This window comes from Bradyrhizobium sp. IC4060 (assembly GCF_020193715.1).
GTDB classification, from domain to species: domain Bacteria; phylum Pseudomonadota; class Alphaproteobacteria; order Rhizobiales; family Xanthobacteraceae; genus Bradyrhizobium; species Bradyrhizobium yuanmingense.
This window is the reverse complement of record NZ_JADYVJ010000003.1, coordinates 779,186-804,451: the sequence shown is the minus strand read 5'-3', so window position 1 is coordinate 804,451 and position 25,266 is coordinate 779,186. Positions and strand designations below refer to the sequence as shown.

25 protein-coding genes are annotated in these 25,266 nt (G+C 64.8%); 14 read left to right on the top strand and 11 right to left on the bottom strand.

Annotation, left to right across the window (positions count from 1 at the left end; translation table 11 throughout):
• Positions 1–111: 111 nt before the first annotated feature.
• Positions 112–330 (bottom strand): hypothetical protein, encoded by a 219-nt coding sequence (locus I6F16_RS15600; RefSeq protein WP_035997220.1) that lies wholly within the window; start codon positions 328–330, stop codon positions 112–114.
• Positions 331–573: 243 nt separating this feature from the next.
• Positions 574–2,019 (bottom strand): TAXI family TRAP transporter solute-binding subunit, encoded by a 1,446-nt coding sequence (locus I6F16_RS15595; protein WP_225173843.1) that lies wholly within the window; start codon positions 2,017–2,019, stop codon positions 574–576.
• Positions 2,020–2,422: 403 nt separating this feature from the next.
• On the opposite strand from I6F16_RS15595, the gene I6F16_RS15590 reads away from it, so the two are divergent.
• Positions 2,423–2,770 (top strand): DUF3307 domain-containing protein, encoded by a 348-nt coding sequence (locus I6F16_RS15590; protein WP_050995827.1) that lies wholly within the window; start codon positions 2,423–2,425, stop codon positions 2,768–2,770.
• 281 nt (positions 2,771–3,051) lie between these two features.
• Positions 3,052–3,450 (top strand): hypothetical protein, encoded by a 399-nt coding sequence (locus I6F16_RS15585; protein ID WP_035997226.1) that lies wholly within the window; start codon positions 3,052–3,054, stop codon positions 3,448–3,450.
• Here the strand turns inward: I6F16_RS15585 and I6F16_RS15580 are convergent.
• Both I6F16_RS15580 and I6F16_RS15575 read right to left on the bottom strand, forming a co-directional pair.
• Positions 3,447–3,761, bottom strand: coding sequence for a YkgJ family cysteine cluster protein (locus I6F16_RS15580; RefSeq protein ID WP_225146281.1), 315 nt, complete (start codon positions 3,759–3,761; stop codon positions 3,447–3,449). The genes I6F16_RS15585 and I6F16_RS15580 overlap by 4 nt on opposite strands.
• Positions 3,762–3,766: 5 nt before the next feature.
• The gene (locus I6F16_RS15575) at positions 3,767–4,465 is read right to left on the bottom strand and encodes a YafY family protein (protein WP_025033709.1); all 699 of its coding nucleotides are present in this window, start codon (positions 4,463–4,465) and stop codon (positions 3,767–3,769) included.
• Between the two features lie 113 nt (positions 4,466–4,578).
• Here I6F16_RS15575 and I6F16_RS15570 point away from each other — a divergent pair, with 113 nt between their 5' ends.
• Positions 4,579–4,854, top strand: a complete 276-nt coding sequence (locus I6F16_RS15570; RefSeq protein WP_225126601.1) for a hypothetical protein — start codon at positions 4,579–4,581, stop codon at positions 4,852–4,854.
• 38 nt (positions 4,855–4,892) lie between these two features.
• Positions 4,893–5,621 (top strand): glutathione S-transferase family protein, encoded by a 729-nt coding sequence (locus I6F16_RS15565; protein ID WP_036021027.1) that lies wholly within the window; start codon positions 4,893–4,895, stop codon positions 5,619–5,621.
• 261 nt (positions 5,622–5,882) lie between these two features.
• Here the strand turns inward: I6F16_RS15565 and I6F16_RS15560 are convergent, their stop codons facing one another.
• The 6 genes from I6F16_RS15560 to I6F16_RS15535 form a co-directional block, all read right to left on the bottom strand.
• The gene (locus I6F16_RS15560) at positions 5,883–7,034 is read right to left on the bottom strand and encodes an ABC transporter substrate-binding protein (RefSeq protein WP_225173842.1); all 1,152 of its coding nucleotides are present in this window, start codon (positions 7,032–7,034) and stop codon (positions 5,883–5,885) included.
• Positions 7,035–7,124: 90 nt separating this feature from the next.
• On the bottom strand, positions 7,125–7,544 hold the full coding sequence (locus I6F16_RS15555; protein WP_225173841.1) for a thioesterase family protein: 420 nt from the start codon (positions 7,542–7,544) through the stop codon (positions 7,125–7,127).
• A 23-nt stretch (positions 7,545–7,567) separates the two neighbouring features.
• Complete coding sequence (locus I6F16_RS15550; protein WP_036021029.1) at positions 7,568–8,329, bottom strand: SDR family NAD(P)-dependent oxidoreductase; 762 nt, start codon at positions 8,327–8,329, stop codon at positions 7,568–7,570.
• A gap of 25 nt (positions 8,330–8,354) precedes the next feature.
• On the bottom strand, positions 8,355–10,238 hold the full coding sequence (locus I6F16_RS15545) for a feruloyl-CoA synthase (RefSeq protein ID WP_225173840.1): 1,884 nt from the start codon (positions 10,236–10,238) through the stop codon (positions 8,355–8,357).
• Positions 10,239–10,248: 10 nt separating this feature from the next.
• Positions 10,249–11,058, bottom strand: coding sequence for a crotonase/enoyl-CoA hydratase family protein (locus I6F16_RS15540; RefSeq protein ID WP_109142312.1), 810 nt, complete (start codon positions 11,056–11,058; stop codon positions 10,249–10,251).
• A gap of 342 nt (positions 11,059–11,400) precedes the next feature.
• Positions 11,401–12,246: an SDR family NAD(P)-dependent oxidoreductase gene (locus I6F16_RS15535; protein WP_225173839.1), complete on the bottom strand. Its 846-nt coding sequence runs from the start codon at positions 12,244–12,246 to the stop codon at positions 11,401–11,403.
• Positions 12,247–12,427: 181 nt separating this feature from the next.
• On the opposite strand from I6F16_RS15535, the gene I6F16_RS15530 reads away from it, so the two are divergent.
• The 4 genes from I6F16_RS15530 to I6F16_RS15515 all read left to right on the top strand — a co-directional run bounded on the left by I6F16_RS15530 (position 12,428) and on the right by I6F16_RS15515 (position 17,695).
• The gene (locus I6F16_RS15530; RefSeq protein WP_035997259.1) at positions 12,428–13,924 is read left to right on the top strand and encodes an aldehyde dehydrogenase family protein; all 1,497 of its coding nucleotides are present in this window, start codon (positions 12,428–12,430) and stop codon (positions 13,922–13,924) included.
• Positions 13,925–14,157: 233 nt separating this feature from the next.
• Complete coding sequence (locus tag I6F16_RS15525) at positions 14,158–15,270, top strand: alkene reductase (RefSeq protein ID WP_225173838.1); 1,113 nt, start codon at positions 14,158–14,160, stop codon at positions 15,268–15,270.
• Between the two features lie 151 nt (positions 15,271–15,421).
• A complete protein-coding gene (locus I6F16_RS15520) occupies positions 15,422–15,925 on the top strand; it encodes a GFA family protein (RefSeq protein WP_225111552.1) in 504 nt (167 codons plus the stop codon).
• Between the two features lie 108 nt (positions 15,926–16,033).
• Entirely contained in the window at positions 16,034–17,695 is a 1,662-nt protein-coding gene (locus tag I6F16_RS15515; protein ID WP_225111553.1) for a thiamine pyrophosphate-binding protein, read from the top strand.
• 160 nt (positions 17,696–17,855) lie between these two features.
• Here I6F16_RS15515 and I6F16_RS15510 read toward each other — a convergent pair whose 3' ends face one another.
• Positions 17,856–19,235 (bottom strand): LLM class flavin-dependent oxidoreductase, encoded by a 1,380-nt coding sequence (locus I6F16_RS15510; RefSeq protein WP_225111554.1) that lies wholly within the window; start codon positions 19,233–19,235, stop codon positions 17,856–17,858.
• Between the two features lie 294 nt (positions 19,236–19,529).
• Between I6F16_RS15510 and I6F16_RS15505 the strand changes: the two genes are divergently transcribed.
• The 6 genes from I6F16_RS15505 (at position 19,530) to I6F16_RS15480 (ending at position 25,253) form a co-directional block, all read left to right on the top strand.
• A complete protein-coding gene (locus I6F16_RS15505) occupies positions 19,530–20,927 on the top strand; it encodes a M20 family metallopeptidase (RefSeq protein WP_225111555.1) in 1,398 nt (465 codons plus the stop codon).
• A gap of 87 nt (positions 20,928–21,014) precedes the next feature.
• A complete protein-coding gene (locus tag I6F16_RS15500) occupies positions 21,015–21,926 on the top strand; it encodes an amino acid ABC transporter substrate-binding protein (RefSeq protein WP_225111556.1) in 912 nt (303 codons plus the stop codon).
• Between the two features lie 118 nt (positions 21,927–22,044).
• Positions 22,045–22,776, top strand: coding sequence for an amino acid ABC transporter permease (locus tag I6F16_RS15495; protein WP_035997279.1), 732 nt, complete (start codon positions 22,045–22,047; stop codon positions 22,774–22,776).
• Positions 22,777–22,779: 3 nt separating this feature from the next.
• The gene (locus I6F16_RS15490; RefSeq protein ID WP_036021052.1) at positions 22,780–23,472 is read left to right on the top strand and encodes an ABC transporter permease subunit; all 693 of its coding nucleotides are present in this window, start codon (positions 22,780–22,782) and stop codon (positions 23,470–23,472) included.
• Positions 23,473–23,484: 12 nt separating this feature from the next.
• Entirely contained in the window at positions 23,485–24,216 is a 732-nt protein-coding gene (locus I6F16_RS15485) for an amino acid ABC transporter ATP-binding protein (protein WP_225111557.1), read from the top strand.
• 176 nt (positions 24,217–24,392) lie between these two features.
• Positions 24,393–25,253, top strand: a complete 861-nt coding sequence (locus tag I6F16_RS15480; protein ID WP_225111558.1) for a D-amino-acid transaminase — start codon at positions 24,393–24,395, stop codon at positions 25,251–25,253.
• Positions 25,254–25,266: the final 13 nt, after the last annotated feature.

The following is a 25,266-nucleotide window of genomic DNA, read 5'->3' as shown; positions in this document are numbered from 1 at the left end:
TGTCGGCGCCAAAGTGCCCGCCCGGGCGGAGGCCGTCAACGACGGCGCCGGTCGTTTGCCGCGCCGCTGCAGCGGGCCGGCCGTCCACGCCGCCGTCCCTGGCGGGGTGCCTTACCTGAAATGTGGCGGCTCGTCGTAGCCGCGGCGGCTGCTGAAGAACAGCAGCACCATCAGCCCGACGCCGACGATGACGGAAAACCCCGCGCCCAGCGCCAGTGCCACATAGCCTTCCGTCGGGATCGGCTCACCTTCGACCGCCATTGCGGAATAGGCGAAGTAGCCGGCCGCCGCCAGCATTGCCAGAAGGAGGATGATGAGGAGTGCACGCATGCCGCGTTCTCCGGTTGCAACCGGAAACCAACGGTTGCGGGTGGGCAGGGGTTCCAGACTGGCTGGCGATCGGACGGGTAGCCTCCGTCTCGTGCCCCGGACGCGGCGCAGCACGAAGTGATGCACCGCAGGACCGGGGTCCATGTGGTCACGGATATTGTGCCGGTTCCTGGGTCCGGCTCATCGCTGGGATGCCTTCGGCATTGCAGCTTGTCCGGGACACGACAACGGTGGGGGCGGCTGTCAGGCGCTCTGGGCGGTCTTCACCACCACGACATTGCTGTCGTCTGACGGAGCCGGGCCGGCATCGCGTACCGTCTTGTCGGCTTCGCCGGCATGACGTTTCAGATAGTCGCGGCGCATGCCGATCTCGTCACGGACGAATTCGTAGCCGAGCTTGAAGGTGTCGAGCCCGTCGGTACTGATCGTGCCGTCCCTGAGGCCGATGACGGCACCGCGCAAGATGGTCTCGAGCTCATCCTGGAGACATTCGAGCTGATCCAGCGAATGGGCGTGCTCGATCCGCTCGCCGATGTCGAGGATGGCGGTCGAGAGCTCGCTGGCCTTCTCCGGCGCGATGCGGGTGATCTTGGCGTAGATCGCGGCGAAGATCGAGCCGATGACGCTGAGCGCTGCGACGCCCAGATACATCAGGTCGCTGTACTTATCCACGAACGACTTGGTGTCGTCGTTGATGTAGTCGGCGGCGCCCCGATGCGCGACCACGAAGGCGTCCTTCTCGACCGAGGCCGGCTCGATCCTGGTGGCAAAGCCGTTGTCGAGCCCTAGCGCCGACTTGTTCTCGTAGACGATGCGGGCGAGCTCGCCGGCCGTGCTTGGGGACATCCGGGATTGCGCGACCAGCAGCCATTCGAGACCGATCGTGTCGAGATCGTCGTCGGGAATCTGCGGGGATGTCGACACCGAGCCGGCTGTCACGGTCTCGTCGGAAATGCCGGGAAATTTGCGCGCCAGCGTCTTGGCTTCTTCGATGGTGTTCAGCGTGAAGCCGCCGCGCTTGGCGGCTTGCTCATAGGATTTGTCCCGGATCGCCTTCGAGGCGCGGACGATCGCGATCACCGCGCTGAAGCCGTTCGCCGGGGCGAACAGCTTGTCGAGCGTCGCGCCCTGCGGCGCCATCTGGATCTTCGCAGCCTCAGGGCCATCGGGGACGTCGAGGATGTTGCGGACGAAGGCGAGCGAGGCTTCGTTCTCGGCGATGACCGCGACCTTCTTCTTCTTCAATTCGGCCAGCGACTTGATCTTCTTGTTGCCGGGACCGAGCAGGAGCACGACGTCGTGGTCGAGGATCGCGAGCGTGCGCGCCCGCAGCGGCACCTTGGCGTCGGTGCGCAGCACGGCGAGGTCGGCCTGCCTGCGGTCGAACTGCGCGAGCGCCTTGGCATTGTCGGCGTTGTTGACGATGTTGATCCGCAAGCGCGACGCGTTGTTCTTCAGGAGGGCGGCGAGCTTGGCCGCGAACAGCGCCTCATCGCTGTTGGGGCCGCCGACGGCAAAGGTCAGCGTCTCCGAATTGTGCACCAGCGTGCGGCCGGCCCAGACGGTGGCGAACGACAGCAGCAGGGTCAGCACGACGTAGAGGAGAACCTGCTGCTGGTTGGTCTTGATCACCTTGGGGCGCCGGGGCGGCGGCATGGTCGGCGATGCGATGGGGCCTTCGGTACTCATGGCGGCACTCTGGCCTTATCGTTTGGCTGGCGGCGGCGCGTGGCTTGGAAGCGCGGCGGGCCCGGTAATTCGTAAACGCCTGAAAAAAGAACGATATTCCCGATCGCCGATGATAGCGCGGAGGCAGCGGAATGCAAATTTCGAGCCGGAGGTAACCTTAGTCGATATGTCCGCGGCGATTGGCCATCCTATCACCGGTTAGCCACACTTGGCGATTTTCCGGTTCCACCCGGCTGCATTCCGCCGCGGGAGATGTCATAAATTGCGCGTCCCGGCGATTTGACCGGTCCAAGAAGAAGTTGCGCTGAACGCTCCAATTCTTCTCGTCACGTCAATGAGGGCGTCAGCTTTGTCGTTTCCACCCATGTCATCGGCGATTCCGGTTGAAGCGCTCATTGGCTGGATGTTGCTGCTCACCTTCAAGCACGTCATCGCCGATTTCGTTCTTCAAACCGCCTGGATGGCGCACGGCAAGGATCAGAAGCATGGCTGGGCCCTGCCGCTCCTGGTGCACTGCCTGGTCCACCTTGCCGTCGCGCTGCCGCTGATTGTGATCGTGGCGCCGCGATTCTGGTTCGTGGCCTTCTTCGACTTCCTGATCCACATCACGATCGACCGCGCCAAGGGATACGTCTCCGCCAATTTCGGCGTCGACCTCGCCCATCCCTGGTTCTGGACCCTGATCGGCGTCGACCAGGCGCTGCACCACCTGACCGGCTTCGGCCTCGCGATCTTCATGGCGGCGAACTGAAGGTCGCCTTTGGGCCTTTCGGGGAGAGGCAATCGCCATCAGCACGAGGGATCATCATGCCCGGGCTTGTCCCGGGCCTCCACGTTCTTCGTGCCTCCTGGCTTTCCGTGAAGGGTCGGGACAAGCCCGGCCATGACGCCGCGGAAGACTTTGAAAACCCCACCAAGGCGTCCCACCGATTCGCGGCCGACGCGCAACCACCCCGGGTGACTACCGGGCAGCGTGGTTAACCTTTCGTTAGAGAATTGCGCTGCATCTTCCTTACACGAGGGAGAACTGCAATGTTTTCAAGCCGCGACGCCTTTGAAAGCGATTTCTGCCCGGTCCGCGACGAGCTCCTTGGCGAGATGTATCGCGCCAGCGAGAGTGGCTTGCCGAGGCTGGTTGAGAGTGTTTCCCCTGACGTGCGCGCCAGGCTGGCGCTGTTCTGCTACCGCCGGAGCCATTTGCACTCGCTGGCGGTCGCGATCGCAGCGAGCTGCAGCGAGCGCGACCTGATCGAGAATGGCGGCCGCGTCGGCTCGACGCTCTTCGCGCTGTCGCGCGAAGGCACCGCGAAAGCTTCGACGTCGCTGACGGGTGGGCGCAAGCCGATCACGCTGTCGACCAAGCCGCTCTCGGTGCTCGCACCGCTCGATGACGAGCTCGACGACGAGATCGGCGAAGCCGTCCCCGCCTAAGCGGCCTCGATAACGGGCAGGCCGAACTTCCGCCGCGCCATCGCGCATTCGGCGTCACCAGGCATGCAGGTGCGGCACACCTCCGGCCGCACGTCATAGATGCCGCAGGCCGTCATCCTTCCGATCTCGCCTTGCAATGCCGCGCAGCGATCGCCCTCGCAGCGCATGCCCGATTGCCGGTCGTTGACGAGCGCCTCCGGGATCAGCTCAAGCTCCTCGTCGCTCTCGATCGAGAAGCGCGGCCAGTTTTGCGAATAGCCGCAGCAGGCGCCGCAGCCCTGGCAACAGCTCGACAGCTCGGTCTCGTCCATCGTTCTCACGTGTCCTTCGGCGGACCCCAGACCAGGCTCTGCCGCCATCTCGCGCGCAGCACGTCGCGCCGTTCCGGATATTTCTCGTCGAGATAGGTCGCCTCGACCACGCGGTCGGTGCGGAAGCTGCGGAAGTCGCCGCGCAGCTCGCACCAGGCCGCCAGCAGCCGCACGGCTTCGAGATAGCCGACCGAGATCGGCCAGATCATGCGCTCGCTGGGGCGGCCCTGTTCGTCGCGATAGCGCAGCATGATCTTCTTGCCTTCGTGGATTTGGGTGCGGGTGCGCGCCATGTCCAGGCGGTCCGGTTCCCGGTTCCAGCTCGGACGCGCCCGGCTCGCCGGCTCCAGTACGAAGGGGCGCAGGCGCTCCGGGACGGTATCGGCGATCTTGGCCATCAAGTCTTCGGCCGCGCGCGCCAGCGCGGAATCGGCGTGGCCTGCGACCCATTGCGCGCCCAGCACGGCCGCCTCGATCTCGTCCGGCGTCAGCATCAGGGGCGGCAGGTCGAAACCCTTTTCCAGGATGTAACCCATGCCGGCTTCGCCGCGGATCGGCACGCGCTGGCCGATCAGGGTTGCGATGTCGCGATAGATGGTGCGCTTCGAAGTCTCGAGCTCGGCCGCGATCGCGTCTGCCGTCAGTGGCTTACGCGTGCGCCTTAGCACCTGGATGATTTGAAACAGCCGGTCGGCGCGTCTCATGACAGTTCTCTTCTCGAACGACGGATCAGAAGTCGGCGCGCGGCTGCTGACAGGATGTTGGCAGCAGGGGGGTTCTATACCGGGACAACACATCGACTGAAGAGGATTTGTCCATGATCATTCCAACCCATTTCGGCCAGGCCGGTCCACTGTGGCGGGCGCAGCTGTGGCACGGCCAAATGTTGCGGGCTTGGGCGTTTGGCCGCCTCGTTCCGCTCGATCTCATGGCCGTTGATCTCCGATTTGCGCTCGCAAGCGTGGTGACACGCTCGCTGAACCATGCCGCGAATGCGCTGGTCCGCCATCTGATGGGCCGCGCCTGGCGCGGGGCCCGCTTCGCAGAAGATATCACGGCTGCTGCCACCATGGTGGCAGCAGCCGGCCGCTAGGTTCCTTCCACTCGTTCGACAGGTTCAGGAGAGCTTGCATGATCACGCTTTACGGCTTTGGCGCCGGCTTCGGCCTGCCGGAAATCAGCCCCTTCGTCACCAAGACCGAGGTGCAGCTCAAGATGGCGGGACTGCCTTATCGGAAAGAGCGGGCGATGCCGCCGGCCTCGCCCAAGGGGCAGCTGCCCTTCATCGACGATGGCGGCGAGGCGGTGGCCGATTCCACCTTCATCCGGGCCCATATCGAGCGCCGCTACGGCTTCGATTTCGATGCCGGCCTCACCTTGGCCGAGCGTGCGCAGGCCTGGGCGTTCGAGCGCATGATCGAGCACCACGTCTATTGGGCGCTGGTGGGCGCGCGCTGGGTCGATCCGGTCAATTTCGCCAAGGGGCCCGCGCATTTCTTCGACGGTGCGCCGGAGCACAATCGCGAGAAGCTGCGCGAGGACGCTCAATTCCGCGTCGCCGAGAACTATCTGCTCTCTGGCCTCGGCCGCCATGCGCCGGATGACGACGTCGATCTTGCCGTGCGTTCGCTGTTCGCGCTGTCGGTGCAGCTCGGCGACAAAGCCTTCCTGATGGGCAACAGGCCCTGCGGCGTCGATGCCACTGCGTTCGGTATGCTCGCCGGCGTCCTCTCACCGTTCTTCGAATCCGCTTTGCGCGAGCGGGCCGAGGGATTTCCGAACCTCACCGCTTATGTCGACCGCATGATGGACGACTATTATCCCGAGTTCGCCTGGACGCCGCTGCGGCAGGCGGCGTAGCCGCGGTGCATCGGCTGACTCGGTGCAACCTCTCCCGCTTGCGGGAGAGGTCGGCGCGAAGCGCCGGGTGAGGGTTTTCTCCTCAAGGGGGTTTTCTCCGTAAGTCTCGGAGGGTCCCAACGCGGAGGCACCCTCTCCCCAACCCTCTCCCGCAAGCGGGAGAGGGGGCGCACCTGCGCCGGTGCCGCAGCTCACGCCATTGACCAAACAAAAGAGCCGGCCCATCGGGCCGGCTCTCGTTGTCTCGAATCTTGGCGACGCCTACTTCACCAGCGTGTACTTGCCGTCCTTCACCGTGAGCAGGATGCGCGAGCGCTCGTCGAGGCCGTAGCGGTCCTTTTCGGTGAAGTTGTAGACGCCCTGGCTCGCCGCCAGCTCCTTCTCCGTCAGCAGCGCCTGGCGGATGGCTTCGCGGAATTCCGGCGTGCCGGGCTTGGCCGTCTTCAACGCCGCCGGAATGACGCGCTTGAGGATCTCGAACGCATCAAAGGAATGGCCGGCGAACTGGCTGCGGCTGTTGGGGCCGTACTTTGCCTCGTAGGCGGAGTTCAGCGCGAGGCCCGGCTTCTTGGTCAGCGCGCTGTCCGGCTGTTCCTCGGGGGCCATGACGGGACCCGAGGCCATCAGCACGCCTTCCGCTGCTTTGCCGGCAATGCGGATGAAGTCCATGCTGGCCGCGCCGTGGGTCTGGTAGATCAGGCCCTTGTAGCCGCGCTCGCGCAGCTCGGTCTGCGGCAGCGCCGCCGCGGTGCCGGAGGCGCCGACCAGGATGGCGTCGGGATTGGCGGCGACGAGCTTCAGCACCTGGCCGGTCACCGAAGTGTCGGGACGGGCGAAGCGCTCCTCGTCGACGATGGTCATGCCCATCGGCACGGCCTGCGCCTTCAGGTCGTTGAACCAGAGGTCGCCGTAGGAATCGGAATAGCCGATGTAGCCGAGCGTCTTCACGCCTTTGGACTTCATGTGGTCGTACAGCACCTTGCCGACGATCGGAATCGGCTGCGGCATCGCCACCGACCACTTCATGCGCTCCGGCGTGATCGGGAAGGGCGCCAGACCGAAGTGCGGGATACCGGCCTCGTTGGCGACGTTGGAGACCGCGATGGTCGGCGGCGTCAGCGCCGAGCCCATGATGATGTCGGCCTTGGATTCGGTGACGAAGCGGCGGGCGTTGGTGGTAGCGGTGGTGGGATCGCCGCCGTCGTCGAGCACGATCACCTTCAACGGCACGCCGCCGATCTCCTTCGGCACGAATTCCAGCGCGTTGCGCTCGGGAATGCCGAGGGCCGCACCGGGGCCGGTCGTGGTCGTGGTGATGCCGATGGTGACTTCGCTGGTCTGGGCTAGCGCGGGCAATGCCGGCAGGGCCAGCGCAGCCGCAGTGATGGCAGCGGTTAAATAAAAGCGTTTCATCTATTCCTCCCTTGACGTGTTTATTTGAAAGCAGAAATCGCGGGGTAATTCAGCCCCGTCTTTTGGTGATGCGGCGATTTAGCTCCGCGCTTAACTCCCCGTGAACTTGGCTACCATTTCCGCCGGGAATGGTGCGGATTTCAGCTTGTCGTGGTTATCAGGGTCGCGGCCCACCAGGACGCGGGTCTCGAAACCCTCGATCGCGAGCGCCTCGCCCTTGTAGACATTGTGCTTCACCTCGAAGCTCGAGCGCTTGATGCTCTCGATTCTGGTCTCGATGGTGATCCAGTCGCCATAGGCCGAGGGGATGTAGAACTTGGCCCGCGTGTCGACCATCGGGATGCCCACCAGGCCATATTTGCGGACCAGGTCCTGCTTGGAGAAGCCGGCGGCCTCGAACAGCATCGAGGTCGAATCGTCGAACATCGCGAAATAGCGCGGGTAGTAGACGATGTTCGCGGGGTCGCAATCGCCCCACTGGATCTGGACCTCGCGCCGGTTCACGAACATGAGCGATGCCTTACTTCGCGAATTTACTTGGGCGCCATGCGCAGCGAGCCGTCGAGGCGCACCACCTCGCCGTTCAGGTAGGCATTCTCGACCATGTGCAGCGCGAGCGCGGCGAACTCGTCGGCCTGGCCGAGCCGGCGCGGGAAGGGGATGGCGGCGGCGAGCGAGTCTTGGGCCTCCTGCGGCAGGTTCGCCAGCAGCGGCGTCAGGAACAGGCCGGGGGCGATCGTCAGCACGCGGACGCCGAACTGCGCGAGCTCGCGCGCGATCGGCAGCGTCATGCCCACGATGCCGCCCTTGGAGGCCGAATAGGCGGATTGGCCGATCTGGCCGTCATAGGCGGCAACGGAGGCGGTGTTGATGATGACGCCGCGCTCGCCGGTCGCCTGCGGCTCGAGCTTGGACATCTCGGCCGCGGCAAGGCGCAGCATGTTGAAGGTGCCGATCAAATTGACCTTGATCACCTTGTCGAAATCGGCGAGCGCCATCGGGCCGTCGCGGCCGACCACGCGCTTGGCGACGCCGATGCCGGCGCAATTGACCAGCACGCGGGCCGGGCCGTGGGCCTTGGTGGCCTGCGCGATCGCAGCTTCAGCGGAGGCGGCATCGGAGACGTCGCAGGTCACGGCAATGCCCTTGATCTCCGCCGCGACCGTTTCGGCCAGCTTGGTGTTGAGGTCGCACACCGCGACCTTTGCGCCCTGCGCCGCCAGTTTTCGCGCGGTGGCCGCGCCCAGTCCCGATGCGCCGCCGGTGACGATGGCTGCCTGATCCTTCAACAACATGGCGTTCTCCTTTGGCGATATTTTTCTAGGTGACCGATATCACACGGTTCGACGGATTGGCAGCGTAGAGCTCCTCGATCAGCTCGCCGCGATGCTCCAGCACTGCGCGCTGGTTGATCGAGCCCTTGTCGGTGACTTCGCCCTTGTCGATCGAGAGTGGCGTGTCCATCAGGATCGCGCGCGTGATCCGTGTCGAGGATCCCGTGGCCTGGCCGAGGAAACGGGTCAGGCGCTCGCGGAAAGCCTCGCGCACCAGGCGGTCGCGCGTCGCGGCGACGAGATCGTCGGGCGGCAGCGTCGGGTTGATCAGCCGGCAGCCGTCGAGATCGAGCACGACCAGCGCGGAGATCTCGTCGCGGTTGATGCCGGCGATGACGACGTCGCGCACCAGGGGCGCGCAGGCCGCGGTGAGGCGCGCGCGCAGGGGACCGACGCTGACCCAGGTGCCGCTCGCGAGCTTGAAGTCCTCGCTGACGCGGCCGTCGAAATCGAAGCCGGCGTTGAAATCATCGGGATCGGCGGGCTTGAGCGCATCGCCCATCTTGTAGAATCCTTCCTCGTCGAAGGATTTTGCCGTGATGTCGGGTTGGCGCCAGTAGCCGGGCATCACGTTCGGCCCCTTGGCGCGCACTTCCAGCTTGCCGTTGTTCGGCACCAGCTTGGCGTCGTTGCCGGAGACGGGCAGGCCGACATGGCCGGAGCGGCTGGTGTGCGGATTGACCGACATGAAGAACGGCGCGGTCTCGGTCGCGCCGAGGCCGGTCAGCATCGGCACGCGATAGCCCTTCTCCTTCGCCGCGAGCTCATCGAGGCTGTCCCAGACGAACGGCGACAGCGCCGCGCCGGAGAAGAACATCGCATGCAGCCGGTCGAAGAACTTGGCGCGCAAGCCCTGGTCGTCGCGCAGATAGGGCAGCAGCGATTCATAACCCTTGGGCACGTTGAAATAGACCGTCGGTGAAATCTCCCGGAGATTGCGCACGGTCTCCTCGATGCCCCCAGGCACCGGCTTACCGGCGTCCAGATACATCGAGCCGCCGTTGTAGAGCGTCAGGCCGATGTTGTGATTGCCGCCGAAGGTGTGATTCCACGGCAGCCAATCGATGATGACCGGCGGCTCGTCCTTCAGGAAGGCGAGCGTCTCGCGCAGCATCACCTGATTGGCGCAGATCATGCGCTGGGTGTTGATGACGGCCTTGGGATTGCCGGTCGAGCCCGAGGTCAGCAGGAATTTTGCGATCGTGTCGGGGCCGATCCTGCCGTGAACGTCGTCGAGATCGCCACGGATCGGCGTCGCCATCAGATCGGCCAGCAGGGTGACGTCGCGGCCCGGCACGTGGCCATAGGACGCGGCGATCTCGGTGCCGAGCGAGACGTTGGCGGCGAGCGCATCGGCGAACTTGTCGGCATCGTCGGCGAAGACGAGGCCCGGCGTCAGCAGCTTCATCAGATAGGACAGCTTGCCGTAATCCTTCGACACCAGGGAATAGGCCGGCGACACCGGGCAGAACGGAACGCCTGCGTAGAACGCGCCAAACGCCAACAGCGCGTGGTCGATCGAATTGCCGGAGAGGATGACGACCGGCCGCTCCGCCGACAGGCCGCGCTGGATCAATGCGGAGGCGATGTGACGGCTCGCGGTGAGCAACTCGGCATAGGTGATCTTGCGCCAGCCGCGGCCGCCCTCGCGCTCGGCCATGAAGAGGCGGTCCGGCGTCGTCGTTGCCCAATGATGCAGGCGGTCGGTGATGCGGACCGGATAGTCGCCGAGCGGCTGCTTTGGCCGCAGGTAAATCGTGCCGTCGTCGCGCCGCTCGATGTTGACGACGGGATCGCCGAACGAGATGGGCCGCAGCGGGAAATTACTCGCGCCGCGCTCCATGCCGGAAGAGGACGGCTGCGCGCTCATGACTTTACGCTCATGGCTTGGGCTTCACCTTCGCGGTCTTGTGCTCGAGGAATTCGCGGATCCGCCGCTTGGCCTCCTTGTCGCTCTGCGCGACGGTGGCCATCAGCGACTCCATCAACAGGCCGGTCTGCGGATTGGCCTCCGCGATCATCGGCAGCGCCTGGAGCACAGCGAAATTCGTCAGCGGGGCGTTGGACGCCACCTTGGTCGCAAGCTCCAGCGCCTTGCCGAGCCCGTTGCCGGCCTCCGTCAGATATTGCGCGAAGCCGTAGGACGCGCCCTCGGTCGCGCTGTAGACGCGTCCGGTCAGCATCATGTCCATCATCCGGGCAACGCCGATCAGCCGCGGCAGCCGCACCGAGCCGCCGCCGCCGACGAAAATGCCGCGCTGTCCCTCCGGCAGCGCGAAATAGGTCGAGGGCTCGGCGACCCGAATATGCGCGGCGCAGGCAAGCTCCAGCCCGCCGCCGATCACGGCGCCCCGGAGCGCTGCGATCACGGGCACGCGGCTGTACTGGATGCGGTCGAACACCCGGTGCCACATCTGGGAGTGCAGCAGCCCGCCGGTGGCGTCGTGCTCGGTCAACTCGGAGAGGTCGAGGCCACTGGAGAAATGGTCGCCGATACCGTGGATGACGACCGCGCCGATATCCTCGGGCAGGTTCGCAAAACACTCGCCGATTTCCAGGATGATGCCGTCATTGAGCGCATTGCGCTTGGCCGGCCGGTTCAGACCCACGGTCAGAACCCGGTCCGCCCGCTCGATCCTCAACAGCCCGGAGGGACCCGCATTCGCGGTCTCGGCGTTTCCTTGTGTCATTTGCGTCCTTGTCAGAATAGTTATGTTGTATAACGAATTTTGGGGGAGTCAAGGTGGGGCAAGGCCAGGTGGCCGTGACCCCACCCTCCCGGGAGGCCGAGGCGAGCGCAGGGCTATCGCATTTGAGATTTCCCTGCGGCCATCCTTCGAGACGCCCGCTTGAGGCGGGCTCCTCAGGATGAGGTCGGAGTGCGCGGCAGCAGTTTCAACGGGCACTGACGCCGATTAGCCTCATCCTGAGGAGGCGCGTCAGCGCCGTCTCGAAGGACGAGGCGTGCGCGCAGACCGCCGCCACAAGTCATATGCGATAGCCCTGGGGGCGAGCGAGAGAGCGGTGCAGGCCTACTCTCGCGCCACAAACTTCGCGAACGCATCGGTGTAATCCGGATGCCAGCGCGACAATGGCGGGCGGTTCTCGACGATGTCGCCGGCCGCCCAGAGCATGCGCTTCTCGTCGAGCGCGCGCGGCACGTCATTGTCCGGGCAGAGAATGTAGAAGTCGCCGGCCTCCAGCCGCGCCAGCATGAAATCGACCGTCTGCTCCGGCGTCCAGGCGCCGGCCGGCTTCTCGGTGCGTCCCTTTGCGGTCAGGCCGGTGAAGACGAAGCCCGGGATCAGCAGGTGCGCCGTAACGCGACAGTCATTGGTGTTGCGCAACTCGTGCTGGAGCGCCTCGGTGAAGGCCTTCACGCCGGCCTTGGAGACGTTGTAGGCGGGATCGCCGGGCGGCGTGGTGATGCCCTGCTTGGAACCGGTGTTGATGATGAGGCCGCGCCTGCCACGGGCGATCATGTTTGGCGCGAAGATGCGCGAGCCGTTGATGATGCCCCACATGTTGACGGCGATGATGCGTTGCCAATCATCCGGCGCGTCGAACAACGTGCTGCCGGGCTGAATGCCGGCATTGTTCATGAGGACATCGGTGCCGCCGAACCGCGCGTGGACGGCGCGCTTGAGTTCCGTCACGCTCTCGATCTTGCTGACATCGACGGCCGAGGTCATGACGTTTGCGGCCGATGTTACGGATGACAATTTTGTTGCAGCTTCTGCCAAGCGTGTCTCGTCGACGTCAGCGATACATACCTTCATTCCAGCGCGCGCAAATGCCGCGGCGGCGGCAAATCCGATGCCGGCTGCGCCACCCGTGATCACGGCAACATTGTCCTTGACGATGGCGGGATGTGACATCGAGCGTCTCCGTGGAAAGCCTTCAGCCGAGCTATAGCATGGCAGCGATGCGACCCTGCACAAGTCGGCATGGGAGGTCTTCGTTCCGCGCTGCCTTTACGCCTATCAGGCGCGGCTGTATCCTCGGCCGAACGATCCCGCCCAGATCGAACCAATCAATCACCTGACAGGGAGTGCAGCCATGGCTGTGTCGCAGGCTATTCCGATCACGCGCCATCCGTTCGCCAACGGGTCCTACAAGCAGATGCTGATCGACGGCAAGTGGGTCGATGCAGCCTCGGGCAAGCGCTTCGAGACCCGCAATCCCGCCACCGGCGAGCTGCTCGCAACCGTCGCCGAAGGCGACAAGGAAGACATCGATCGTGCGGTCGCGGCTGCGCGTCGCGCTTTCGAAGGTCCGTGGAGTAAGGTCAAGCCGTTCGAGCGGCAGAACCTGCTCCTGAGGCTCGCCGATCTCGTCGAGAAGAATTTCGACGAATTGTCGCAGCTCGACACGCTCGACATGGGCGCGCCGCTGAGCCGCACCCGTGCCTACCGCCTGCGCGCCGTCGGCATGCTGCGCTATTACGCCGGCCAGACCACCGCGATCCACGGCGAGACCATCGAGAACTCGCTACCCGGCGAGATCTTCTCCTACACGCTGAAGGAGCCGATCGGCGTCGTCGGCGCCATCATTCCCTGGAACGGGCCGCTGACCGCGACGATCTGGAAGATCGGTCCGGCGATCGCGACCGGCTGCACCGTGGTGCTCAAGCCCGCCGAAGAAGCGCCGCTGACCTCGCTGCGCATCGCTGAGCTCGCAATGGAAGCGGGCGTGCCGCCCGGCGTCATCAACGTTGTCCCCGGCTATGGCGAGACCGCGGGGGCGGCGCTCGCCTCGCATCACGACGTCGACAAGGTCGCCTTCACCGGCTCGCATGTCACGGGCCAGTCGATCATCCGTGCGTCCGCCGGCAATCTCAAGCGCGTCTCGCTCGAGCTCGGCGGCAAGTCGCCGGACATCGTGTTCGCCGATGCCGATCTCGACGCCGCCGTGCCCGGCGCGGCGATGGCGGTGTTCGCCAATTCAGGGCAGATCTGCAGCGCCGGAACGCGCCTGTTTGTCGAGCACTCGATCTATGACGAATTCGTCGGCCGCGTCGCCGAGTTCGGCAAGAAGCTGCAGGTCGGCAACGGCCTCGATCCCAACGTGCAGATCGGGCCGCTCGTCTCGGAGCAGCAGCTCGAGCGCGTCACCGGCTATCTCGACATCGGCCAGAAGGAGGGCGCGAGGGCGCTAGCCGGCGGCGGCCGTGTCACCGAAGGCGCGCTGTCGAAGGGCTTCTTCGTCTCGCCGACGGTGTTCGCGGGTGTCGAGGACAACATGCGCATCGCGCAGGAGGAGATTTTCGGCCCCGTCATCTCCGCAATCGCGTTCAAGGACATGGACGAGCTGGTCAAACGCGCCAACAACACCACGTTCGGCCTCGGCTCCGGTCTGTGGACGCGCGACGTCAGCAAGGCCCATGCGGTGGCGAAACGCTTGCGTGCCGGCTCGGTGTGGGTCAACTGCTACCAGGCGATGGATCCGGCCGTGCCGTTCGGCGGCTACAAGATGAGCGGCTACGGCCGCGAATCCGGCAAGCAGCACGTCGAGGAATATCTCAACGTGAAGGCCGTCTGGATCAAGACGGCGTAAGGCCGGCTCTCCTTCGCCTCTCCCCGCTTGCGGGGAGAGGCGGAATTCGCGCAACGCGCGGATTCCGGGTGAGGGGGACTCTCCGCGAGTCCACTCTCACCGCGATTGCCGAGGCAGCCCCTCACCCCAACCCTCTCCCCGTAAGAACGGGGAGAGGGAGAACAACCACCGCCTTCAGGCGGTCAGTCTCCCTCACAATCATCTGCATCCTTTCAAAGACATCCGGGGACCACATGAAATTCGAAGCCTTGTTCAAGCCGTTGCAGGTCGGTCCCTACCAGCTCGCGCATCGCGTCGCGATGGCGCCGCTAACGCGCATGCGGGCCGAGCGCGACACTTTCGCGCCGCGGCCACTCAACGCCGAATATTACGGCCAGCGTGCGACGAAGGGCGGCCTGATCATCGCCGAAGCCTCGCCGGTGCTCTCGCACGGCCGCGGCAATCCGGCGACACCCGGCATCTATTCGGAGGCGCAAGTCGCGGGCTGGCGCAGGGTGACGGATGCCGTGCACGCCAAGGGCGGCATCATCTTTCTCCAGCTCTGGCATGTCGGCCGCGTCTCTCATTCCTCCTTCCACGGCGGCGAGCTGCCGGTTTCGGCCTCGGCAATTCCGATCAAGGCCGAAGGCATGAAGGCGATGACGGCCGACGGAAAGATCGCCGACTACGAGACGCCGCGCGCGGTGAAGGGCATCGTCGAGGCGTTCCGGCAGGGGGCCAAGAACGCGCTCGCCGCCGGCTTCGACGGCGTCGAGATCCACGGCGCCAACGGCTATCTGCTCGAGCAATTCCTGCAATCGCGCAGCAACCAGCGCACCGATCAATATGGCGGCGGCATCGAGAACCGTGCGCGCCTTCTGCTCGAGGTCACGCAGGCCGCGATCGACGTCTGGGGCTCGAACCGTGTCGCTGTGCGGCTGTCGCCCTACGGCATCGCCAATGATTCCGGCGAGCCCGATCCGATGCCGCTCTATACCCATGTCGTGAAGGCGCTTGAGAAGCTGGGTTTGGCGTACCTGCATTTCATCGAACCGCGCTCCAGCGGCTCGGGCCGCGCCGAGGTCAACTGGCAGAACGTGCCATCGGCGATGGTGCTGTTCCGTCCGCTCTACAGCGGCGTGCTGATGACCGCCGGCGGCTTCACCGGGGAGACCGCGAATGCGGCGATCGCCGACGGACATGCGGACATCATCGCCTTCGGCCGCATCTTCATCTCCAATCCTGATCTGCCGCGTCGTCTCGAGCACGGCTACCCAATCACGCCGTACAATCGCGCGACGTTCTACAGCGGCGAGGAGAAGGGGTACACGGATTATCCGGTGTATGACGAGCTGACGCCGGCTTGATCTGTCATTCCGGGGCGCGACGAAGTCGCGAACCCGGAATCGGTCGGGCCGCATACCTGGACGTGGGATGGATTCCGGGCTCGATGCTTCGCATCGCCCCGGAATGACGAGCTTGCTTCGCTGCGCTAGCAATGACGACGGAGAGACGTCCATGGCCAAAGCCGCAGCCGCCGCAGGGATCGCCACCGGCCAATGCCTCTGCGGCAAGGTCGCCTTCGAGATCGACGTGCCCGCGCGCTGGGCCTGGCACGATCATTCCGCCGCCAGCCGCCGCGCCCATGGCGCGGCCTACGCCACCTATGTCGGAAGCTGGAAGAAGCGCTTCCGCATCACCTCGGGCAAGACCGCGCTGACCCGCTACGAGGACAAGGCGACGAAGACCGCGCGCAGCTTCTGCTCGCATTGCGGCACGCCGATCATGTACGAGCGCCCGCGCGGGCCGCACATGGTCAACATCCCCCGCGCCCTGTTCAACGAGCGCACCGGCCGCCAGCCGCTCTATCACATCGCCATCGAAGAGCTGCAGGAATGGGCCTATACCGGCGAGTCCCTGGTGCCGCTGAAGGGCTTTCCCGGCGTCGTCTGGCAGCGCTCGAAAAAGAAGAAGCGCGCGAGCGGGGACGACCCGTTCGAACTCGGGCGGGAGGAAATGTAGCGCCTCTCCCGCGCAACGCAGCCATGACCGCGCTTCCTTGCGCCTCTGCCAGCATCTCGGCCATCATGCGTTCGGTCCTTGCGGCAACGGTCCGCTCCTGGAGGAAACATGAAGAACAAGATCACCGGCCGCTCCGCCTTTCTCGCGCTGCTCAAGGACGAGGGCATCATGCATCTGTTCGGCAACCCTGGAACCACCGAACTGCCGATCATGCATGCGCTGAAGGACCATCCCGATCTCACTTATGTGATGGCGATGCAGGAGAGCCTGGTGGTCGCGATCGCCGACGGCTACAGCCGCGCTTCGGGCAAGCTCGTCGCCTGCAACGTTCACGTCGCGCCCGGCCTCGGCAACGCCATGGGCTCGCTCTACAACGCCCAGTTCACGGGCACGCCGATGATCCTGACGGCGGGCCAGCAGGAGCAGGGCCACGGTCTGATGGAGCCGGTGCTCTATGGTCCGCTGGTGCGCATGGCCGAGCCGCTGGTGAAATGGGCGGTCGAGGTGACACGGCTGGAGGACCTGCCGCGCATCGTGCGCCGTGCCGCCAAGGTGGCGATGACGCCGCCGACCGGGCCGGTGTTCATCTCGCTGCCCGGCGACATCCTCAACAGCGAAGCCGGGATCGATCTCGGCCGCTCCACCCGCATCGATGCGCGCACGAAACCGTCGGACGAGGCGCTGAAGGCCTTTGCCGCACGCCTGCTCAAGGCTGAGCGTCCCGTGATCGTCACCATGGACGAGGTGGTCAAGAGCGATGCTTTGACGGAGGCGGCTGAACTGGCCGAGCTGCTCGGCGCTGCGGCCTATCAGTCCTCGACGCCCTACGGCTCGCACTTTCTGTCCGAAAGCCCGAGCTTCGTCGGCACGCTCGCGCGCGTGCAGAAGGTCGCCCGTGATACGCTCGCGCCGTACGATCTCTTGATCGCGCTCGGCGGCGATCCCTTGCGGATGTCGGTCTATAGCGAGGTCGATGCGCTGCCTGAGGGCCTCGGCATCGTGCAGATCGGCCTCGTCGATTGGGAGATCGCCAAGAACTACGGGGCCGAGATCGCGCTGAAGGCGGATCTGAAGGAAACGCTGCGCGCGCTGATCCCGGTACTCAAGGAGATGGGCGGCGCAGCCCTCGCGAGCCGCGCCAAGCAGCGTCTCGCCGAGCTCGCGCCGAAGAACTGGACCGCGCGCCGCGCGGCGCTGGTCGAGCAGATCGGCAAGAGTGCCGGCCGCACACCGATCGATCCGGACTTCCTCGTGCTGCAAATGGTCGAGGCGATGCCTGACAACGCCATCCTGGTCGATGAAGGTCTCACCTCCAGCCGCCAGATCGCGGCCCTGCATCCGCATCGCGACCGCTACGGCTATCACGGGCTTGCCTCCGGCGGCATCGGCTGGGGCCTGCCGGCTTCGGTCGGCGCCAGCATTGCCAATCCCGATCGCCCCGTGGTGTGCTTCTCCGGCGATGGCAGCGCGATGTACTCGATCCAGTCGCTCTGGACCGCGGCGCATCACAAGCTGCCGCTCAACGTCGTCATCGCCAACAACGGCGGCTATCGCATCATCAAGCAGCGCCTGCTCGCCTTCCACGGCGATGACAATTACGTCGGCATGGATTTCGTCGATCCGCCGGTCGATTTCGCCGGCGTTGCCAAGGCGCTCGGCTGCGAGGCGATCAAGGTGAGTGATCCCCGTGAGCTGAAGGCGACGCTGGCGTCGGCGTTTGGCCGGCCGGGAACCAAGCTGATCGAGGTGATGGTGGACGGGAAGGTGTAGCCCCGCTGTCGTCCCCGCGAAGGCGGGGACCCATACCGCGTGATCTATCGACTGCGGCTGGTAGGCGTACCGAACTCCCGAGTCTTCGCCAAACTACTCCCTGTGGTTATGGGCCCCGCCTTCGCGGGGACGACAGCCTGGCTGTGGCACGATTTTCCGCCTACCCCTTCTTCCCCACGCGATACTCCGCCGCGGGATGCGGCGCACTTAACCGCGCGCGTCCCCCACCGAACAGCTTCTCCCGCAACGTGCCCTTGGCGTACTCGCTCTTGTACCGCCCGCGCCGTGTCAGCTCCGGCACCAGCATGTCGGCAATGTCCTCGAAGTCGCCAGGCGAGATCGCGAACGCGACGTTGAGGCCGTCGACATCCGTCGCCTCGAACCATCCTTCGATCTTGTCTGCGACCATCTCGGGCGTGCCGACCACGACCGGGCCGGCGCCGCCGATGCCGACATGCTCGATCACGTCGCGCACGGTCCAGACGCGGTCAGGGTCGGCGCGGGTGACGTTGTCCATGGCGCTGCGGCCGGCATCGTTCTGGACGTGGCGCACCTGCTGGTCGAGGTCGTAGCCGGAGAAGTCGACGCCGGTCCATCCCGACATCAGCGCCAGCGCGCCTTCTGGGCTGATGTGGCGGCGGTAGTCGGCGTATTTTTCCTTCGCCTCGGCTTCCGTCCGTCCGAGGATGATCGTCATCATCGAGAACATCAGGATCTCCGCCGGATCGCGGCCGAGTGCGGCCGCCTCCTGCCGGATTGCGGAGACGCGCGGCGCGATCACCTTGGCTGACGGTCCCGACATGAACACGCACTCGGCGTGCCTGGCCGCGAACTGCCGGCCGCGCGGCGAGGTGCCGGCCTGGTACAGCACGGGCGTGCGCTGCGGCGAGGGCTCGCTGAGGTGAATGGTGTTGTTGATGCGGTAGTTCGCGCCCGCATGATTGACGCGATGAACTTTTGCCGGGTCGGTGAAGATGCCGCGCTTGCGGTCGCGCAGCACGGCATCGTCTTCCCAGCTGCCTTCCCAGAGCTTGTAGACGACCTCCATATATTCGTCGGCGATGTCGTAGCGGTCGTCATGGCCGGTCTGCTTGTCCTTGCCGGCACCGCGCGCGGCGCTGTCGAGATAGCCGGTGACGACGTTCCAGCCGATCCGCCCCTCGGTGAGGTGATCGAGCGTCGACATCCGCCGTGCGAACGGATAAGGCGGCTCGAAGGACAGATTGCTGGTGACGCCGAAGCCGAGATTTTGCGTCACCGCCGCCATCGCCGACAGCAGCAGCAGCGGCTCGTTCGACGGCGTCTGCGCTGCATTGCGCAAGGCTGCGTCAGGGCTGTTGCCATACACGTCATAGACGCCAAGCACGTCGGCCAGGAACAGCCCGTCGAAACGGCCGCGCTCCAGCGTCTTGGCGAGATCGATCCAGTAGGACAGGCGGTTATACTCGGCGGTACGGTCGCGCGGATGGGTCCACAGGCCCGGTGATTGGTGTGCGACGCAATTCATCGCAAAGGCGTTGAGCCTGATCTCTTTGGCCATGCTGGTCCCTCGGCGCCCTGTACTGAGCGCTCTTCGAATGATAGATGTGCGCCCCAACTTGGCGAAGTTCTTGCATATAATTGGCCCTTGGCAAGGGCCAAGATAGAAGGCTTGCGCTTGGCAAGGCCAAAGTCAGCGTCGCAGCTGTGCCTGGCAAGCCAGTCTCAAGGAAGCAAGAACGAAATCCCAAGAGAGCTACAAGAGAACTACAAGAAACCATCCAAGTCCCCGCCACTTTCGAGGGCCAACCCATGTCGGGTAAGGTCCTTCGTCTGACAGTCTCGAAAAGCAAGCATGACCAGAGCCGACGCCATCGCCCGCGCCCGTGAGGATTTCAAGTCCGGCGCGTTCCTCGCTGAACTCGATCGCCGCGTCGCCTACAAGACCGAGAGCCAGAATCCGCAGCGCGGCCCCGAGCTGCGCGCCTATCTGGAGCAGGAGATGCAGCCGGCTTTCGCCGCGCTCGATTTTTCCAGCCGCATCGTCGAATCCCCGAGCGGCAAGACGCCGTTCCTGTTCGCCGAGCATCACGAGAGCGCGTCTGCGCCGACCGTGCTGGTCTACGGCCATGGCGATGTCGTCGACGGCATGGAAGGCGAGTGGCGTGATGGCCGGGATCCCTGGCGCACCAATGCTTCCGGGACGCGCCTCTATGGCCGCGGCACCGCCGACAACAAGGGGCAGCACAGCATCAATATGGCCGCGCTGCGTGCGGTGCGCGAGGCGCGCGGCGGTAAGCTCGGCTTCAACGCCAAGTTCATCATCGAGATGGGCGAGGAGATCGGCTCGCCCGATCTCGGCAAGGTCTGCGATCTCCATCGCGACGCGCTCAAGGCCGACCTGTTCATGGCCTCCGACGGGCCGCGCCTCTCGGCCGATCGGCCGACGCTGTTTCTCGGCTGTCGTGGAGGCATCCGCATCCATCTCGACGTGAACTTGCGCGACGGCGGCCACCATTCCGGCAATTGGGGCGGCGTGCTCGCCAACCCCGCGACCATCCTGGTCAACGCGATCTCCACCCTGGTCGACGGCCGCGGCCGTCTCCAGCTCGATGCCTTGAAGCCGCCGCGGCTGACCAACCAGATCCGCTCCTATCTCGCCGACGTCGAGGTGGTGCCGACTGCGGACGAGCCGGCGCTGGCCGAAAATTGGGGCGAGGAGGGTCTATCGGCCGCTGAACGGCTCTACGCCTGGAACACGCTGGAAGTGCTGGCGATGTCCTCAGGCAATATCGAGAAGCCGGCCAACGCGATTCCGGGCCAGGCCAATGCCGTGCTGCAACTGCGTTTCGTGGTCGGGACGAAGGTTGAGGGGCTGATCGACGCTGTCCGCGCGCATCTGGTCGGACGCGGTTTTCCGATGGTCGAGGTGCGCGCGGCGCAGAGTTTTGCTGCATCGCGCACCGATTTCGACAGCCCGTGGATCAAATGGGCGGCGGATTCGGTGCGAGAGACCACCGGCAAGGCGCCGGCCGTGCTGCCGAATTTCGGCGGTTCGCTGCCCAACGACGTGTTTTCCGAGATCCTGGGACTGCCGACGATCTGGGTGCCGCATTCCTATCCCGGCTGCTCCCAGCATGCGCCCAATGAGCACATCCTGCTGCCATTGACCGAAGAGGCCTTGACGGTGATGGCCGGGCTGTTCTGGGATCTCGGCGAGTTGCCAAAGCCACCGACTGGCCCGTTAACCTGAGCCGATAATCCAGCCGAAAGTTACATTCTAATCCGGCCCGATTTGTGCTTGCATCCGGGCCGCATCATCCGAAAGGGGAAGAAAAACGTGAAACATTTCCGTCACATCGGGCTCGCGCTCGCCGCGACCCTCGTCGTCAGCCAAGCCGGGGCCCAGGAGCTGACCGGCACGCTGAAGAACATCAAGGACACCGGCGCGATCACGCTCGGCTTCCGCGATTCCTCGATCCCGTTCTCCTATCTCGACGACAACCAGAAGCCCGTCGGGTTCGCGATGGACATCTGCTACAAGATCGTCGACGCCGTGAAGAAGGAGCTCAAGCTCGACAAGCTCGAGGTCAAGCTCAACCCGGTGACCTCGGCGACCCGTATCCCGCTGATGGCCAACGGCACCATCGACCTCGAATGCGGCTCGACCACCAACAATGCCGAGCGCCAGAAGCAGGTCGCCTTCACCAACACCCACTACCTGACCGCCAGCCGCTATGTCTTCAAGAAGTCGAGCGGCCTGAAGTCGATCGATGACCTCAAGGGCAAGACCGTGGTCTCGACCGCCGGCACCACCAACATTAAGCAGCTCACCGAAGCCAATGTCGCCAAGGGCCTCGGCGCTAACATCATTCCGGCCAAGGATCACGCCGAAGCCTTCCTGATGGTCGAGACCGACCGCGCGGTCGCCTTCGTCATGGACGACATCTTGCTGGCGAGCCTCGTCGCCGGTTCGAAGAACCCGGACGACTACGTTATCTCCAAGGACGCGTTCTCCAAGCCCGAGCCCTACGGCATCATGCTGCGCAAGGACGATCCCGCCTTCAAGAAGGTGGTTGATGCGGCGACCGCCGCGCTCTACACCTCCGGCGAGGCCGAGAAGATCTACAACAAGTGGTTCACCCAGAAGATCCCGCCGAAGGGCCTGAACCTCAACACGCCGATCTCGGCCGAGCTGAAGAACGAGTTCGCCAAGCCGACGGACTCGCCGAACCCGGACGACTACAAGTAAGATAAAACCTCGATTTTTCGATCGGGATCATGTCCGGCCACTCTTGACACCAGGGTGGCCGGACATTTGCATAGGCGCTCAAGACGTCCAATGACGGGCGCGTTCGCGCGGGGGACACGTGAACTACAACTGGAACTGGGGAATCTTCTTCCAGCCGAATCCGATGGGGACCGGCACCTACCTCGACATGCTGCTGTCGGGGCTGGCGCTGACCCTCAAGACCGCGGCGCTGGCCTGGGTGATCGCGCTGATCACAGGCTCGATCGTCGGCGTCATGCGCACGCTGCCGTCGAAGGGCGCCAATTGGTTCGGCTTCGCCTACGTCGAATTCTTCCGCAACATGCCGCTTCTGGTGCAGCTCTTCCTGTGGTTTTTCGTGCTGCCGGAAATTCTGCCGAGGGCGGCCGGGCTGTGGCTGAAGCAATTGCCGAACGCGCCGTTCTGGACGGCGGCGATCGGGGTCGGCTTCTTCATGTCGGCGCGCGTAGCCGTGCAGCTGCAGGCCGGCATCTCCTCGCTGCCGCGCGGGCAGAAGATGGCGGCGACTGCGCTCGGCCTGACCACCGTGCAGGGCTATCGCTACGTGCTGCTGCCGATGGCCTTCCGCATCATCCTGCCGCCGCTGACGTCTGAATTCCTCAACACCATCAAGAACACCGCCGTCGCCATCACCATCGGCCTGCTCGAGCTGACCGGACAGGCGCGCTCGATGCAGGAATTCTCGTTCCAGGTGTTCGAGGCCTTCACGGCCGCGACCATCCTCTATCTCCTCGTCAACGCCGTCGTCGTGACCGCGATGCGCTTCCTCGAGCGCTGGGTTGCGATCCCCGGCTACATCACGGGGAAATAAGCGATGCTCGGCAATCTCGATTTCGACGTCATCCGCCGCGCGCTGCCGTATCTGTTTTACGAGGGCATGACGTTCACACTGACGCTGACCTTCCTCGCAGCTCTCGGCGGCCTCATCTTCGGTACGGCGCTCGCCCTGATGCGCCTGTCCGGATTCAAGATTCTGGGCCGCATCGCCGGCATCTATGTCGACTTCATGCGCTCGCTGCCGCTGGTGCTGGTGATCTTCTGGTTCTACTTCCTGGTGCCCTATATCGGGCAGTGGGTGACAGGCGCCTCGCGTCCGATCAGCGTCGGCGCGTTCACGTCCTCGCTCGTCACTTTCATCATGTTCGAGGCGGCATATTTCTCCGAGATCATGCGCGCCGGCATCCAGTCGATCTCGCGCGGCCAGCCGGCCGCGGCGAGTGCGCTGGGGCTGACCTACGCCCAGAGCATGCGCTACGTCGTGCTGCCGCAGGCCTTCCGCAACATGCTGCCGGTGCTGATAACGCAAACCATCGTGCTGTTCCAGGACACCTCGCTGGTCTACGTCCTGTCGATCACCGACTTCCTGGGCGCGGCGAGCAAGGTGGCGCAGCGTGACGGCCGCCTGGTCGAAATGTATCTGTTCGCCGCCGTGGTCTACTTCACCATCTCCTGTATCGCGTCCTACGGCGTCCGCCGCCTCCAGGCGCGCATCGCCATCATTCGCTAGGGCTCCCCGCTCATGATCGAAATCAGCCACGTCAACAAATGGTACAGCCCCACCTTCCAGGTGCTGACCGACTGCACCACCAATGTCACCAAGGGCGAGGTCGTCGTGGTCTGCGGCCCCTCCGGCTCGGGCAAGTCGACGCTGATCAAATGCGTCAATGCGCTGGAGCCGTTCCAGAGCGGCGACATCCTCGTTGACGGCACCAAGGTCAACGACCCCAAAACCGATCTGCCGAAGCTGCGCTCGCGCGTTGGCATGGTGTTCCAGCATTTCGAGCTGTTTCCGCACCTCAAGATCATCGACAATCTCTGCCTCGCGCAGGAGAAGGTGCTGGGCAGGGGGCATGACAAGGCGCGGGCCAAAGGCATGCAGCTGCTCGAGCGCGTCGGCTTGAAGGAGCAGGCGCAGAAATTCCCGGCGCAGCTCTCCGGCGGCCAGCAGCAGCGCGTCGCCATCGCGCGCGCGCTCGCGATGGATCCGATCGTGATGCTGTTCGACGAGCCGACCTCGGCGCTCGATCCGGAAATGGTCAGCGAGGTGCTCGACGTCATGGTCGATCTCGCCCGCGAGGGCATGACCATGATGGTCGTCACCCACGAGATGGGTTTTGCCCGCAAGGTCGCCAACCGCGTCATCTTCATGGACCGCGGCGAGATCGTCGAGGACGCAGCGAAGGACGATTTCTTCGGCAAGCCCCGCAGCGACCGCGCGCAGAAGTTCTTGTCGAAGATTCTGTCGCATTAACTCCTCTGTCATTCCGGGACGCGCCTTGGCGCGGGCCCGGAATCCATAATCACCAGCCGGGGTTATGGATTCCGGGCTCGTCGCTTCGCGCCGCCCCGGAATGACAAATAGAGGGATGATCCGTCCCTCTAACTGGCGTATAAGCGCGCCAAATTCCCCCTCCCAGGAGACCTGCCTTGGACTCGATCGCCTACGTCAACGGCTCATTCGTCCCGCTCTCGGAAGCCAAGATCTCGGTGCTCGATCGCGGCTTCCTGTTCGCCGACGGCATCTACGAGGTCTCGGCCGTCCTCGATGGCAAGCTGGTCGACAATGCTTCGCATCTGGCGCGGCTGGAGCGGTCCGTCGGCGAGATCAAGTTGAAGCTGCCGGAGACCATCGAGCGCATCACCGAGCTGCAGAAGGAGCTGATCGCGCGCAACAAGCTCGTGAACGGCCTCGTCTATCTCCAGGTGACGCGCGGTGCCGACAAGGGGCGCGACTTCCCGTTCCCCAAGGCCGATGTCAAGTCGAGCCTGGTGATGTTCACGTCGGAGAAGGACATCATCAACGCCCCGGTGGCCAAGACCGGCATCAATGTCATCACGGTGCCCGACATCCGCTGGGAGCGCCGCGACATCAAGAGCGTGGCGCTGCTGGCGCAGGTGCTGGCAAAGCAGGCCGCGGCGGAAGCCGGCGCCGGCGAAGCCTGGATGCTGCAGGATGGCTATGTGACCGAAGGCGGCTCGTCCACGGCGTTCATCCTGACCAAGGACGACGTCATCGTCACCCGCCAGAACTCCAACGCGATCCTGCCCGGCTGCACCCGCAAGGCCGTGATCGCGCTTGCCGAGGAGCGCCAGCTCCGCGTTGAGGAGCGTTCCTTCACGGTCGCCGAAGCGCTCGCCGCCAAGGAAGCCTTCATCACCAGCGCATCCTCCTTCGTGCAGCCGGTGGTCGCCATCGACGGCAAGACGATCGGCGACGGCAAGCCCGGCCCGATGGCGACGCGTCTGCGCGAGATCTACGTGGACTTCGCCAAGGCGACGGCGGTGTAAGCGGCATACGTAG

Coding starts and splice junctions, on each gene's coding strand:
- I6F16_RS15530 (WP_035997259.1), top strand. CDS start 12,428: ATGGCTGTGTCGCAGGCTATTCCGATCACGCGCCATCCGTTCGCCAAC.
- I6F16_RS15535 (WP_225173839.1), bottom strand. CDS start 12,246: ATGTCACATCCCGCCATCGTCAAGGACAATGTTGCCGTGATCACGGGT.
- I6F16_RS15600 (WP_035997220.1), bottom strand. CDS start 330: ATGCGTGCACTCCTCATCATCCTCCTTCTGGCAATGCTGGCGGCGGCC.
- I6F16_RS15570 (WP_225126601.1), top strand. CDS start 4,579: ATGATCATTCCAACCCATTTCGGCCAGGCCGGTCCACTGTGGCGGGCG.
- I6F16_RS15525 (WP_225173838.1), top strand. CDS start 14,158: ATGAAATTCGAAGCCTTGTTCAAGCCGTTGCAGGTCGGTCCCTACCAG.
- I6F16_RS15555 (WP_225173841.1), bottom strand. CDS start 7,544: ATGTTCGTGAACCGGCGCGAGGTCCAGATCCAGTGGGGCGATTGCGAC.
- I6F16_RS15560 (WP_225173842.1), bottom strand. CDS start 7,034: ATGAAACGCTTTTATTTAACCGCTGCCATCACTGCGGCTGCGCTGGCC.
- I6F16_RS15490 (WP_036021052.1), top strand. CDS start 22,780: ATGCTCGGCAATCTCGATTTCGACGTCATCCGCCGCGCGCTGCCGTAT.
- I6F16_RS15485 (WP_225111557.1), top strand. CDS start 23,485: ATGATCGAAATCAGCCACGTCAACAAATGGTACAGCCCCACCTTCCAG.
- I6F16_RS15540 (WP_109142312.1), bottom strand. CDS start 11,058: ATGACACAAGGAAACGCCGAGACCGCGAATGCGGGTCCCTCCGGGCTG.
- I6F16_RS15590 (WP_050995827.1), top strand. CDS start 2,423: ATGTTGCTGCTCACCTTCAAGCACGTCATCGCCGATTTCGTTCTTCAA.
- I6F16_RS15505 (WP_225111555.1), top strand. CDS start 19,530: ATGACCAGAGCCGACGCCATCGCCCGCGCCCGTGAGGATTTCAAGTCC.
- I6F16_RS15565 (WP_036021027.1), top strand. CDS start 4,893: ATGATCACGCTTTACGGCTTTGGCGCCGGCTTCGGCCTGCCGGAAATC.
- I6F16_RS15595 (WP_225173843.1), bottom strand. CDS start 2,019: ATGAGTACCGAAGGCCCCATCGCATCGCCGACCATGCCGCCGCCCCGG.
- I6F16_RS15545 (WP_225173840.1), bottom strand. CDS start 10,238: ATGAGCGCGCAGCCGTCCTCTTCCGGCATGGAGCGCGGCGCGAGTAAT.
- I6F16_RS15575 (WP_025033709.1), bottom strand. CDS start 4,465: ATGAGACGCGCCGACCGGCTGTTTCAAATCATCCAGGTGCTAAGGCGC.
- I6F16_RS15520 (WP_225111552.1), top strand. CDS start 15,422: ATGGCCAAAGCCGCAGCCGCCGCAGGGATCGCCACCGGCCAATGCCTC.
- I6F16_RS15580 (WP_225146281.1), bottom strand. CDS start 3,761: ATGGACGAGACCGAGCTGTCGAGCTGTTGCCAGGGCTGCGGCGCCTGC.
- I6F16_RS15550 (WP_036021029.1), bottom strand. CDS start 8,329: ATGTTGTTGAAGGATCAGGCAGCCATCGTCACCGGCGGCGCATCGGGA.
- I6F16_RS15510 (WP_225111554.1), bottom strand. CDS start 19,235: ATGGCCAAAGAGATCAGGCTCAACGCCTTTGCGATGAATTGCGTCGCA.
- I6F16_RS15585 (WP_035997226.1), top strand. CDS start 3,052: ATGTTTTCAAGCCGCGACGCCTTTGAAAGCGATTTCTGCCCGGTCCGC.
- I6F16_RS15515 (WP_225111553.1), top strand. CDS start 16,034: ATGAAGAACAAGATCACCGGCCGCTCCGCCTTTCTCGCGCTGCTCAAG.